The sequence below is a fragment of the Salmonella sp. SJTUF15591 genome (genome assembly GCF_043356435.1).
Classification (GTDB): Bacteria; Pseudomonadota; Gammaproteobacteria; order Enterobacterales; family Enterobacteriaceae; genus Salmonella; species Salmonella enterica.
The window spans coordinates 138,856-151,235 of the sequence record NZ_JBEUJO010000009.1; the positions used below are offsets into that span (position 1 = coordinate 138,856).

The 12,380-nt window shown below is 51.7% G+C and carries 10 protein-coding genes; 3 read left to right on the plus strand and 7 right to left on the minus strand.

What is annotated here, in order from left to right; genetic code table 11:
- Nucleotides 1-90: 90 nt before the first annotated feature.
- The 3 genes from mscS to ABVM99_RS19610 all read right to left on the minus strand — a co-directional run bounded on the left by mscS (nucleotide 91) and on the right by ABVM99_RS19610 (nucleotide 3,308).
- Nucleotides 91-948 (minus strand): small-conductance mechanosensitive channel MscS, encoded by an 858-nt coding sequence (gene mscS, locus ABVM99_RS19600; protein WP_023195944.1) that lies wholly within the window; start codon nucleotides 946-948, stop codon nucleotides 91-93.
- Nucleotides 949-950: 2 nt separating this feature from the next.
- Nucleotides 951-1,949, minus strand: a complete 999-nt coding sequence (locus ABVM99_RS19605; RefSeq protein WP_023195943.1) for a hypothetical protein — start codon at nucleotides 1,947-1,949, stop codon at nucleotides 951-953.
- Nucleotides 1,950-2,183: 234 nt separating this feature from the next.
- Nucleotides 2,184-3,308 (minus strand): hypothetical protein, encoded by a 1,125-nt coding sequence (locus tag ABVM99_RS19610; protein ID WP_023195942.1) that lies wholly within the window; start codon nucleotides 3,306-3,308, stop codon nucleotides 2,184-2,186.
- A 135-nt stretch (nucleotides 3,309-3,443) separates the two neighbouring features.
- Between ABVM99_RS19610 and ABVM99_RS19615 the strand changes: the two genes are divergently transcribed.
- The 3 genes from ABVM99_RS19615 to katG all read left to right on the plus strand — a co-directional run bounded on the left by ABVM99_RS19615 (nucleotide 3,444) and on the right by katG (nucleotide 8,430).
- Entirely contained in the window at nucleotides 3,444-5,000 is a 1,557-nt protein-coding gene (locus tag ABVM99_RS19615) for a bifunctional UDP-sugar hydrolase/5'-nucleotidase (protein ID WP_023195941.1), read from the plus strand.
- 194 nt (nucleotides 5,001-5,194) lie between these two features.
- Complete coding sequence (metF, locus tag ABVM99_RS19620; RefSeq protein ID WP_000007507.1) at nucleotides 5,195-6,085, plus strand: methylenetetrahydrofolate reductase; 891 nt, start codon at nucleotides 5,195-5,197, stop codon at nucleotides 6,083-6,085.
- Nucleotides 6,086-6,249: 164 nt separating this feature from the next.
- Nucleotides 6,250-8,430 carry a catalase/peroxidase HPI gene (gene katG / locus ABVM99_RS19625; RefSeq protein ID WP_000108103.1) on the plus strand — a complete coding sequence of 727 codons (2,181 nt, stop codon included), beginning with the start codon at nucleotides 6,250-6,252 and terminating at the stop codon, nucleotides 8,428-8,430.
- A 57-nt stretch (nucleotides 8,431-8,487) separates the two neighbouring features.
- Here katG and ABVM99_RS19630 read toward each other — a convergent pair whose 3' ends face one another.
- From ABVM99_RS19630 to ABVM99_RS19645, 4 genes are all read right to left on the minus strand, one after another.
- Entirely contained in the window at nucleotides 8,488-9,111 is a 624-nt protein-coding gene (locus ABVM99_RS19630; RefSeq protein ID WP_000666689.1) for a DUF1287 domain-containing protein, read from the minus strand.
- 258 nt (nucleotides 9,112-9,369) lie between these two features.
- Nucleotides 9,370-10,473: a glycerol dehydrogenase gene (locus tag ABVM99_RS19635; RefSeq protein ID WP_000374031.1), complete on the minus strand. Its 1,104-nt coding sequence runs from the start codon at nucleotides 10,471-10,473 to the stop codon at nucleotides 9,370-9,372.
- An 11-nt stretch (nucleotides 10,474-10,484) separates the two neighbouring features.
- Nucleotides 10,485-11,147 (minus strand): fructose-6-phosphate aldolase, encoded by a 663-nt coding sequence (gene fsa, locus ABVM99_RS19640; RefSeq protein ID WP_023195940.1) that lies wholly within the window; start codon nucleotides 11,145-11,147, stop codon nucleotides 10,485-10,487.
- Between the two features lie 254 nt (nucleotides 11,148-11,401).
- On the minus strand, nucleotides 11,402-12,238 hold the full coding sequence (locus ABVM99_RS19645; RefSeq protein ID WP_000274595.1) for an AraC family transcriptional regulator: 837 nt from the start codon (nucleotides 12,236-12,238) through the stop codon (nucleotides 11,402-11,404).
- Nucleotides 12,239-12,380 lie beyond the last annotated feature (142 nt).

Genomic DNA, 12,380 nt, shown 5'->3' on the forward strand with positions numbered 1-12,380 from the left:
CCGGGTTGCGCTTCGCTCCCTCATCAATACGTTATGCAGTCATTCTGTAGATACTGATATACGAAGCGCTATCCGATTGCTGACGAAACATTATGGCGTGATGCTTTTTACATTCTCAACCCGGACATCCATCCGGGGGTAAGGAATATTGATGCCGTTTTCATCCATTGCTTCCTTGATATTTTCCAGAAGATCGTAGTAAGTACTCCAGTACTGAGCGTTGGGCACCCATACGCGAACATAGAAATTCAGGCTAGAGGGCGCAAGTTCGCCCAGGCGGACCGTAATATCGCGGGTTTTATCAATGCGATGATCTTGTTCAATAATACGATGTATCACGCTTTTTACGTCAGCAATACGGCTTTGGTAATCCACGCCAATAATCAGATCAATACGTCGATAGGGGTGTCGTGAATAGTTGATAATATTATCAGCAATAATTTTACCATTCGGGATGACAACTTCTTTGCTATCCGCAGTGAGCAGAGTGGTGGAGAAAATATGAACCTTTTCTACTGTGCCGATAACCAGGGCAATTTGTACAATTTCCCCGGCGCGGAAAGGGCGCAGGGAGACAAGCAGTACGCCTGCGGCAAAGTTGGAAAGTGACCCTTGCAGCGCCAGACCAATGGCTAAACCCGCCGCGCCGATAACGGCAATAATTGAGGAGGTTTCTATACCGATACGGCCAAGAGCGGCTACTGCCGTGAAAGCTATCGTGATGTAGCGAACCAGCGCGGAGAAAAAGTGGACAATAGTGGCATCCACTTGCCGCCTGAGAAGTAATTTTTCCAGCCCCCTCGATAGTAAGCGAGCTATTAACTTACCGATGAAAAGTAGAATGATGGCGGCAACAACATTCCAGCCAAAATGAATTACCGAGTCACTGTGCTCGGCCATCCATTTGATCGCGCCTTTAATTTTTGGAAATAACTCAAAACCTTCCATGTTTATCCTCTGTCAGCAGTATCCGCGGTATTAGCAGTAATAAAACGGTTCATTTTTGCCTGGATAATCGCCGCGCCGACGGGTGGCAGCAGTAACGCCCAGAATAGTGTCCAGCCGGTTCGTATTCCGCCATCTTCGTTTTTATTCGCCAGCAGAGCGCGGATTTCGTCGCTAAGCGTCAGACACAATATGGCTGTGCCAAACGGCATAATGGCTGACAGCCATCCCGCGCCACATGCGGTCATGAGTCGGGGCGAAGGCGCCACAAATTGCATTTCCCGGTGAATTCTGAAGAACCAATAAATAATATAAAATGGAATGAAAAAGGCCAATAATGCGACGACAAGGGGTTCTGCGCACTCAGGTCGCTGGGTTGATGAGAACCTTTTGGGCGGTGCAATATAGAAAAGTTCTTTTTTGAGCGGTAATAGTAGCAAAAGCGCGATAACCGCTAAAGTAATTACGATTATTCCTATATAAGGAATTGAGTATATAAATATAGACAGATAGCCAGCGATGATAAATTTGAACAGTAAGCAGAGGCTAAATAAAATAACAAATGTCTGAGCACTGCCGATAGCGCTGAAAAGCAGCATGGGGACTAACAGCGTTACGATCCCCATACCCAGATTAATTAAAAACTGCGCTATGATAAGCCTGACTACGTCAGACGGGCCATTTATGCAGAAGGAACAGACCACGCCAATGATTAACAGGAGCGCAACAAAGTAGAAGGGGTAACAATTTTTTATACGGCAGACAAACCAGCTGGCAACCATACCCAGGAGGTATCCCAGTTGGCCGCAAACGAGAATAACACCAATACGATCGGCTGGAATAGACAGTGATTTACTCCAAAAATAAACACCATACGACGATCCCAGCGAACTGATAAAAGAGAGCACCAAAAAGAAAAAAGTGATCCCCCAGAATCGATAGCTACTCAGGAGATCGGCGCAGGTCCATTTTTTATCTGACATTGACGGTAAAGTAATTTCCATATTTATCCCTTGTTTTCCATAGAAAATAAGAATGTATAGAACTATTTAAATTGATAATAAATATTGATTATGTGAATAACGTTTATAGCCGATTTTAACTTAAAACGAAGGGCCATTTTATCAAATAGTTCTATTCTTTTTCAGCGTATAAAAGCAGGATGTGAGGTGATTAAATCTGTAGCGCCTTCTGAATGATAATCTGTGATTTTTTATGCGTGGCATTACATCATTGGGTTAAATGTGATTCCATTGTGAGTTATATTTTTCCGTCAGCAAATACAGAATTTGCGTGACGCGTTTGGCGGAATAGTGGGCGCTTTGCTGGAATTCAGGTTGTTGCCATAGCCAGGTAACAAAGCGGCGACTGGCCGCCAGATTAACGGCGACACCTTGTTCTAAGTGGGAACCAGTTAACGAACAGACCATTTTGCGGTTGTGACCTTGCCCCCAGAGTTGCCACTGATTTTGCCACCATCCCTGCCATGTTTTGCCTAACAGTTGCCACTCTGCGCGGCAATCGTCATCGTTTATCTCTTCCTCAACGAACCACAGCGAGGAGAGACGCTGGCGAAACCGCTCCGCCCATGCCGTAATGACCGCGCCGCGCAAAAAACACTCATGGGCAATGATGTGTGTCGTGACATCAGGAAAGCGGTTTTTCAGCACTCGAAAATGACCATGCGCCGTAATGACCGGGCGAAGTATTGTTCCTTGCGCGTTACGTTTAAGCGCCGCCGGGCCATACTGAATCTCATCGAACTGACTGCGCTGTAAAAATTGCCGTTCTTTAATGGCGATACGGTGAATAATATCGCCATCCTCACCCTCGGGCGGCGCAATTCCTTTCCAGTGGTAATGCAAACTCTTTCCGGCAGAAAGTAACGTGAAATTGCTGGAAAGGTGAAGAACATTGCCGCGAACAGCGTCAAAACTGAATAAAAAGTACAATTGTTGGAAGGCATTCGCTCCCTGAAACGGTACGAGCAGCGGAATACTGCAAATCTGTTCCGGCGTTTCGGCGGCATTCAGCGCGTGCTGTTTTGGCGTCCAGACCTTCTTACAGTACTGGCACTGAAGTCGCTGCGTTCCGCCGGGATTACGTCCGTAACGAATCCATGTTTTTTGATAGCAATCGGGGCAAAAGTAACCATGCTCTTTGGCATATTGCGCGATATAAGCAGACGCCCAGCGGCGAAATTCCCCCTCGTTGAAGAGCGGCGGATAACTGCCGCAGGCTCGACAATGCAATGCCGGATAACCCAGGCGATAGTCCGGCCACACATAATCCGGCGAGTCAGGCAGCCCAAGATTGCGACAACCAGCGCTTTTGCAGGCATTAATGGTGAACAGAGGCGGCATACATTTTACCAACGATTTTGGCAGGTCGTTGATTCTGCCTTCATAAAACGGTACGCGGGTGTGAGGACTCTCACATAAAAAAACCTTTCAGAACGTAACGTAGCGAATCTTTATATGACTGAAAGGGACTTATTTATGAAAGTAAAACTGCTTGCTGCCGGTATTTTGTTCACGCTGCCGTTCTGGGCCTGCGCTAAAGATGTCACCATTATTTACACCAACGATCTACACGCCCATGTGGAGCCTTATAAAGTGCCGTGGATTGCTGACGGTAAACGCGATATTGGCGGTTGGGCCAATATCACTACGCTGGTGAAGCAGGAAAAAGCCAAAAATAAGGCGACGTGGTTTTTTGATGCCGGAGATTACTTTACCGGACCGTATATCAGCAGCCTGACGAAGGGTAAAGCGATTATCGATATTTTGAATACCATGCAGTATGACGCTGCCACTATCGGTAATCATGAGTTCGATCATGGCTGGGACAATACATTGTTGCAACTGAGCCGGGCGAAATTCCCTATCGTGCAGGGCAATATTTTTTATGAGGACAGCAGTAAATCCTTCTGGGATAAGCCGTACACCATTGTTGAAAAAGATGGCGTCAAGATTGGCGTAATCGGCTTACACGGCGTATTTGCTTTTAATGATACGGTTTCTGCCGCGACGCGCGTGGGCATTGAGGCACGCGATGAAATTAAGTGGCTGCAACGTTACATTGATGAACTTAAAGGTAAAGTCGATCTGACCGTCGCGCTGATCCACGAAGGCACCCCGGCCCGCCAGTCCAGCATGGGGAATACCGATGTGCGACGCGCGCTGGATAAAGATATTCAGACCGCAAGTCAGGTAAAAGGGCTGGATATTTTGATTACCGGCCACGCGCATGTCGGTACGCCGGAACCGATTAAAGTCGGCAATACGCTGATCCTCTCAACGGACAGCGGCGGCATTGATGTCGGCAAACTGGTGCTGGACTACCAGGAAAAGCCGCATCAGTTTACCGTGAAGAACTTCGAGCTGAAGACCATTTTTGCTGATGAGTGGAAGCCAGATCCGCAAACGAAACAGGTGATCGACGGCTGGAACAAAAAGCTCGATAAAGTCGTGCAGCAGACGGTGGCGCAATCGCCGGTTGAGCTGACCCGCGCGTATGGCGAATCGTCGTCGCTGGGGAATCTGGCGGCGGATGCGCTGCTTTTTACGGCGGGGAAAGACACCCAGTTAGCGCTTACTAACTCTGGTGGTATCCGCAACGAAATCCCGGCTGGCGCGGTGACGATGGGTGCGGTAATCAGTACCTTCCCGTTCCCTAATGAACTGGTCACGATGGATTTAACCGGTAAACAATTGCGCAGCCTGATGGAGCATGGCGCTGGATTAAGCAACGGCGTATTGCAGGTGTCTAAAGGGCTGGAGATGAAGTATGACAGCAGCAAACCTGTCGGCCAGCGGGTTACCGTGCTGACGCTCAATGGCAAGCCGATTGACGATGCTACGGTTTATCACATTGCCACCAACAGCTTCCTTGCCGACGGCGGCGATGGTTTCGCGGCATTCACGGAAGGCCAGGCGCGGAATACCTCTGGCGGCTACTATGTGTCGAATGCGATAGTTGATTACTTTAAGGCGGGCAACACCATCACGGATGAGCAGCTCAAAGGGATACGCGTTGCGGATGTGAAGAAGTAATTTCCCCTGCCGCGGCGCGTTCAGTGTCGCGGCGTGACATGAAGAAAATTCAACTTTGCTGAATATTCCTCATTCTTTGGCGTGATTTTTCAGTTGACGTCCTTCCGCTTTTCCGTCATTTTTACATCTGGACGTCTAAACGGATAGATGTTTACAACACAACAAATAATAACATGCGATTGATGAGGTAAGGTATGAGCTTTTTTCACGCCAACCAGCGGGAAGCCCTGAATCAGAGCCTGGCGGAAGTACAGGGTCAGATTAACGTTTCGTTTGAATTTTTCCCGCCGCGCACCAGTGAAATGGAGCAAACCCTGTGGAACTCCATCGATCGCCTGAGCAGTCTGAAACCGAAGTTTGTTTCGGTAACGTATGGCGCCAACTCCGGGGAACGCGACCGCACTCATAGCGTTATTAAAGGCATTAAAGAGCGTACTGGGCTTGAGGCCGCGCCGCACCTTACCTGTATTGACGCCACGCGCGATGAACTGCGCACCATCGCCCGCGACTACTGGAATAACGGTATCCGCCACATTGTCGCTTTGCGCGGTGATTTGCCGCCGGGCAGCGGTAAGCCGGAGATGTACGCCGCCGATCTGGTTGGTTTGCTCAAAGAGGTGGCCGATTTCGATATTTCAGTAGCGGCCTATCCGGAGGTACATCCGGAAGCGAAAAGCGCGCAGGCCGATCTGCTTAATCTGAAGCGTAAAGTGGATGCTGGCGCTAACCGCGCGATAACCCAATTTTTCTTCGATGTGGAAAGCTACCTGCGTTTTCGTGACCGCTGTGTTTCCGCCGGTATCGACGTAGAAATTATTCCCGGCATTTTACCGGTGTCTAACTTTAAACAGGCGAAAAAATTTGCCGATATGACCAATGTCCGCATTCCGTCCTGGATGTCGCTGATGTTTGAGGGGCTGGATGATGACGCAGAAACCCGCAAGCTGGTGGGCGCTAACATTGCGATGGACATGGTGAAAATTTTAAGCCGTGAAGGAGTGAAGGATTTCCACTTCTACACGTTGAATCGTGCGGAAATGAGTTATGCCATTTGCCACACGTTGGGCGTAAGACCGGGTTTATAACCTCCAGCTCCCTGCCGGGAGCTTTATTACAACTCATATTGATCTACATCTCTGTAACTAAAAATATAAAAGGTATTAGCTATCGAATCTGTGGATTAATTCAACTATATCTATTTGCTCCTGGTGTATATCGTAACGGTAACACTTTAAAAGGGAGCTGAGATATGAGCACGACCGACGATACCCATAACACGTTATCCACTGGAAAATGTCCTTTCCATCAGGGGGGGCATGACCGAAGCGCAGGCGCAGGGACAGCCAGCCGCGACTGGTGGCCGAACCAGCTTCGCGTGGATCTTTTGAATCAACATTCCAACCGTTCTAACCCGCTGGGTGAAGACTTTGACTACCGCAAAGAGTTTAGCAAGTTAGACTACTCCGCCCTGAAAGGGGATCTCAAGGCGCTGCTGACCGATTCACAACCGTGGTGGCCCGCCGACTGGGGCAGCTATGTCGGTTTGTTTATTCGTATGGCCTGGCATGGCGCTGGCACCTACCGTTCTATTGATGGTCGTGGCGGCGCGGGTCGTGGTCAACAGCGTTTTGCGCCGCTTAACTCCTGGCCGGATAACGTCAGCCTGGATAAGGCGCGTCGTTTGTTGTGGCCGATTAAGCAGAAATATGGCCAGAAAATTTCCTGGGCTGACCTGTTTATTCTGGCGGGTAACGTGGCGCTGGAAAACTCCGGCTTCCGTACCTTCGGTTTCGGCGCCGGGCGTGAAGATGTCTGGGAGCCGGATCTGGATGTGAACTGGGGCGATGAAAAAGCCTGGTTGACTCACCGACACCCTGAAGCGCTGGCAAAAGCGCCGCTGGGCGCGACCGAGATGGGCCTTATCTACGTTAACCCGGAAGGGCCGGATCACAGCGGCGAACCACTTTCTGCCGCCGCCGCTATTCGCGCTACCTTTGGCAATATGGGGATGAACGACGAAGAAACCGTGGCGTTGATCGCTGGCGGGCATACCCTCGGTAAAACCCACGGCGCGGCAGCGGCATCCCATGTAGGGGCCGATCCGGAAGCCGCGCCGATTGAAGCGCAGGGCTTAGGTTGGGCCAGCAGCTATGGTAGCGGCGTTGGCGCGGATGCTATCACCTCCGGGCTGGAAGTGGTCTGGACGCAGACGCCGACCCAGTGGAGCAACTATTTCTTCGAGAACCTGTTCAAATATGAGTGGGTACAAACCCGTAGTCCGGCTGGCGCTATCCAGTTTGAAGCGGTAGACGCGCCGGACATCATCCCGGACCCGTTCGATCCGTCGAAAAAACGTAAGCCAACCATGCTGGTCACCGACCTGACGCTGCGTTTTGATCCGGAGTTCGAGAAGATTTCCCGTCGTTTCCTTAACGATCCGCAGGCCTTTAATGAAGCCTTTGCTCGTGCCTGGTTCAAACTGACGCACAGAGATATGGGACCAAAAGCGCGTTACATCGGACCGGAAGTGCCGAAAGAAGATCTGATCTGGCAGGACCCGTTGCCGCAACCGCTCTACCAGCCAACGCAGGAAGACATTATCAACCTGAAAGCGGCGATCGCTGCATCCGGGCTTTCTATTAGCGAGATGGTTTCGGTTGCCTGGGCATCCGCGTCTACTTTCCGCGGCGGCGATAAGCGTGGCGGCGCTAACGGCGCGCGTCTGGCATTAGCGCCTCAGCGCGACTGGGATGTCAACGCCGTTGCGGCTCGTGTTCTGCCGGTATTAGAAGAGATCCAGAAAACGACGAATAAAGCTTCGCTGGCCGATATTATTGTGCTGGCGGGCGTGGTCGGTATCGAGCAGGCGGCCGCTGCTGCGGGTGTCAGCATCAGCGTACCTTTTGCGCCGGGCCGGGTGGATGCGCGTCAGGATCAGACCGACATCGAGATGTTCTCGCTGCTTGAACCGATTGCCGATGGATTCCGTAACTATCGTGCGCGTCTGGATGTGTCGACGACCGAATCGCTGTTGATTGATAAAGCGCAGCAGTTAACGTTGACCGCGCCGGAAATGACGGTACTGGTTGGCGGGATGCGTGTGCTGGGAACCAACTTTGACGGCAGCCAGAACGGTGTCTTTACCGACAGACCGGGCGTGCTCAGCACTGACTTCTTCGCTAATCTGCTGGATATGCGTTACGAGTGGAAGCCCACCGACGACGCTAATGAGCTGTTCGAAGGCCGGGATCGTCTGACTGGCGAGGTAAAATACACGGCGACCCGCGCCGATCTGGTGTTTGGTTCCAACTCCGTACTGCGCGCGCTGGCGGAAGTTTACGCGTGTAGCGATGCGCACGAGAAGTTTGTGAAGGACTTCGTCGCGGCATGGGTGAAAGTGATGAACCTGGACCGTTTCGATCTGCAATAATCTGACAGGTTAATTCGTCAGCGGCTGCTATTCGGTAGTCGCTGACGTTTTCCTCGTTTAATGCGAAAAATAACGAAAATGCCCCGTGACTTTCCAGTTAAATAATACATCTTCCTCCTGTGCTCCCGCGCCTATGTTATGCACAACCAGCGGCACCCCTTCAGGCGTGACGTTCAGGGATACCACGCCAATATGCGCAAGGCCGTTATCCAGTCGCCAGGAGACAATATCTCCCGGTTGATAATCGCTATATTTATCTGTCACTGGCAAAGCTTTGTTTTGACGCTGGAACCAGGTTTCCAGATTCGGAACGCGGCGATGGTCGATATTGCTGTCCGGGCGTTTCAGCTTCCAGTTATTCGGATAGGCAGAGAAATGCGCCTGCATGTCTTCATGTACCCGTTTCTGTAAATCAACCTGCTGACTGCGCAGCGCGCGGATGACGACATCTGCACATACTCCACGCTCCAGCGGAAGATCGCCATTCGGATAATCCAGACGAACATAGGCAGCATCATAAAATAGCGTCTTACCTATTTGCGTCCCGGCACTTTGGGCGATTGCAGCATTAGTTTGCGCCTGAACGGTTATTGGTCTGGTATCAGAGCGTGGCGAATGATGAGAGATATGGCTAATAAAAAAAGCAGCAAGAATACCTATAAGTGCCTGTGCGAATTTCATCTTCTTCGTCCGTGAAGTGTGTCAGTACGTCATTTGACTTTCCGCGGAGAGAATGGTGCGTGATAAAAAAGTCTATTTCAGGACAAAATGGACTGATTCCAGGCTATGGAATACCTGATGATGGCGCTTCGCTTACCCGGCCTGGATGATTGGATAACAAGGCCAGATAAGGTGCCTGTGTCGATATTCGGCAACTGAATTCTGTTGGGTCAGCAAGCTGAAATACTCCTGACTATCGTCAGGAGTATTGCTCAGACCTTATTCCCATTCCTGCAAGAAGCGTTGACCGTACTGGTCGGCGACCAGCAGCGCGGCGTACACTTCATCCGGCGTTGCGCCGCCAGGCATGTTATGAATAGTTTCACCTTCTGCGCAGGAGGCTTCCGCGACGGTGCGCATTTTGGCCGGGATATCCTGTTTAATATCCAGTTGCGCCAGCGTAATCGGCAGGCCAACGGAATGGCACAGCGCCGCAACGGTTTCGATTTCTTCGACCGGCGCGTTTTCCAGCACCAGTTGCGTCAGCGTACCGAAAGCGACCTTCTCACCGTGATAATAGTGGTGCGCATCAGGAATCGCCGTTAAACCGTTATGAATCGCGTGCGCTGCGGCCAGACCGCCGCTTTCAAAACCGACCCCGCTCAGGTAGGTGTTGGCTTCGATGACGCGTTCCAGCGCTGGCGTGACGACGTGCTGTTCGGCGGCCAACATGGCTTTTTCGCCTTCTTCGATCAGCGTGTTATAGCATAGCTCCGCCAGCGCCAGCGCGGCCTGTGTACACTTGCCGCCCGCCATTGTGGTGGCGCCGCTGCGTGAGCAGGCGCGCGCTTCAAACCAGGTCGCCAGCGCATCGCCGATACCGGCTGCCAGCAGACGCGCCGGCGCGCCCGCCACTATCTGCGTATCGACAATGACCATATTCGGGTTATGCGGCAGCAACAGATAACGGTCAAACTCACCGGCATCGGTATAAATAACCGAGAGCGCGCTGCACGGTGCGTCGGTAGAGGCGATGGTCGGCGCGATAGCGACCGGGACGTTCATAAAGTGCGCCAGCGCTTTGGCGGTATCCAGCGTTTTACCGCCGCCGATACCCAGTACGGCGCCACACTGACTTTTTTCGGCGACGGCGCGCAGCCTGTCGATCTCATTTTGCGAACATTCGCCGCCAAACGGGGCGATTTCTACTGACAAACCGGCATCCGTCAGGCTTTTGCGCAGAGTCTCTTCGGCAAATCCCAGCACGAATTTATCGCCCACAACCAGCCAGTTGTTCGCCATTGGTTTTAAATAATCGCCAAGACGCGCGATGACGTTTGCACCCTGAATATACTTACCTGGTGACTGAATAATGCGATCCATACATTTCTCTCCTACAGGTTCAGATTACCAAAAGCGTTTTTCCAGTCTTGCTCAAACTTCTCTATTGCTGACTCTACCGCAGGCGTATTGAGCATTTGTTGCGCTACATCTAAAGGAAGGGTAATCGCCTGGCAACCTGCCAGTAAGCAATCCAGCGCCTGCCGCGGTGTTTTAAAGCTGGCCGCCAGCACCATGCTGTCGGGAGCGTGATGTTCCAGTAGCGTTTGCAGCTCCTGAACCATACGAATGCCATCGCCGCCCTGCGCATCAACGCGGTTGACGTAGGGAGCGACATATTTTGCGCCCGCCAGCGTCGCCAGCAGGCCCTGCGACGCGCTGTAGACGGCGGTGCCCAGCGTCACGATGCCTTCTTTTTTCAGCAATTTAATCGCTGCAAGACCTTCGGCGGTCACCGGAATTTTCACCACAATGCCGGGGATGGCGTTATTCAGTCGTTTGGCTTCTTCCACCATCCTTTTCGCGTCGCGGCTCATGGTCTGCGCAAATAAAGTGCCTTCTTCGCCGATGGCGTTTTGCAGCCTGGGCAGCACATCCCAGATAGATTCTTTGCTGGCTGCCACAATGCTTGGATTGGTGGTGACGCCGGCAATCGGGAAAATGCGCGCCAGACGTTCAACTTCCGCCACGTTAGCGGTATCCAGATAGAGTTCCATAGTCTTTCTCTTCGTGAGTTTTCGTTATGGACAGGATAAAGGAGCGTGCCCCGGATGCGCTATGTGACAAATCTGCCAAAAACTGGACAAATGTGATGCTCTTGGTAAAGTGTGATTTACTTCACAAGTTGGTGATGATTAACGTATAACGTGCTGTTGTATGCCATGTGGGGGAGTGGGGTTTTTGCATTGATATTACAATAATCCAGTAAATGCGCGTTTTATCTACTGTATTCTCTTTACTGGCGTGTGGATTATTTTTCCGTTAGCTGGCTGTGATACTGGCGGCGATACTCCGACGGCGAGCGTTCCGTATTTTTGCGAAACAGGCGGCAGAAATAGTTACTGTCGACAAAGCCGCAGCGGTGCGCCACCTCTTTCACTTTCAGGTCATAACCCTTCAGTAACGTTTTGGCGTGTTCCAGTCGCGTATGGTTCAGGTATTCGTTAAAGCCGATGGCCCCCGTTTTCTGGAACAGGTGCGAGAGGTAATTTGGCGAGATATAAAACGCCTGTGCTACCGATTCACGCGTCAACGGCGCGGCGTAGCGTTCATCAATATACTCCCGAATGGCTTCAAAAAGCGCGCGGCTGCGGGAGGCGGTCTGGATTTGGCTGCCGAGCAGATCGCGGCAATGGCTTAGTAGGCTGGCGACAATCAATCTGGCCGTTTGCTGCTCTTGCGGCTGCATCTGCATCTCATTAAGCGTTTGTAACAGGAAAGAGCCGATACGCGGGCCGCGGCGCGCAACGTGCTGTTTCGTGAGGTTTTGATGCTGCTGACCGTCCCAGTGGACCACGCTGAAACCTAACTGCTGTTTGCCAAACAGAATGCTCAGGGTGGTGACGGGCGTTTGCCACTGCGGGATGTTCCAGCCGCCAGCCGGAACGTAGAGAACATCGCAAGGAATGAGCGGGGCGGTAATGCTCATGTCAGTAAGCTCGCCCTCCAGCACAATCTCCAGCCGCGGAAAATCCACCTGGTACGCCAGTTCCGGCGCTGGGCCGCTGGCGCTGGCAAAATAAATCTGGCGCAGCGGCAGCGGGCCGTTGATGAGACGGGAGAGAAGGTGGCTGACGTCGTGATACATGATAATCCCCTGCCGATCGCAAACAGAGGAAACAGTAACGTCGAAAACCGATGTCCTCAAGCGATTATTGCCGGATGGCGGCGCTTTGCGCCTTATCCGGACTACGGGAGAGAAGCACGCCAGGCCCGATAAGCGTTAGCGT

Excerpts from the sequence above, each read along its gene's own strand:
- mscS (WP_023195944.1), bottom strand. The coding sequence starts at position 948 with ATGGAAGGTTTTGAGTTATTTCCAAAAATTAAAGGCGCGATCAAATGG.
- ABVM99_RS19605 (WP_023195943.1), bottom strand. The coding sequence starts at position 1,949 with ATGGAAATTACTTTACCGTCAATGTCAGATAAAAAATGGACCTGCGCC.
- ABVM99_RS19610 (WP_023195942.1), bottom strand. The coding sequence starts at position 3,308 with ATGCCGCCTCTGTTCACCATTAATGCCTGCAAAAGCGCTGGTTGTCGC.
- ABVM99_RS19615 (WP_023195941.1), top strand. The coding sequence starts at position 3,444 with ATGAAAGTAAAACTGCTTGCTGCCGGTATTTTGTTCACGCTGCCGTTC.
- metF (WP_000007507.1), top strand. The coding sequence starts at position 5,195 with ATGAGCTTTTTTCACGCCAACCAGCGGGAAGCCCTGAATCAGAGCCTG.
- katG (WP_000108103.1), top strand. The coding sequence starts at position 6,250 with ATGAGCACGACCGACGATACCCATAACACGTTATCCACTGGAAAATGT.
- ABVM99_RS19630 (WP_000666689.1), bottom strand. The coding sequence starts at position 9,111 with ATGAAATTCGCACAGGCACTTATAGGTATTCTTGCTGCTTTTTTTATT.
- ABVM99_RS19635 (WP_000374031.1), bottom strand. The coding sequence starts at position 10,473 with ATGGATCGCATTATTCAGTCACCAGGTAAGTATATTCAGGGTGCAAAC.
- fsa (WP_023195940.1), bottom strand. The coding sequence starts at position 11,147 with ATGGAACTCTATCTGGATACCGCTAACGTGGCGGAAGTTGAACGTCTG.
- ABVM99_RS19645 (WP_000274595.1), bottom strand. The coding sequence starts at position 12,238 with ATGTATCACGACGTCAGCCACCTTCTCTCCCGTCTCATCAACGGCCCG.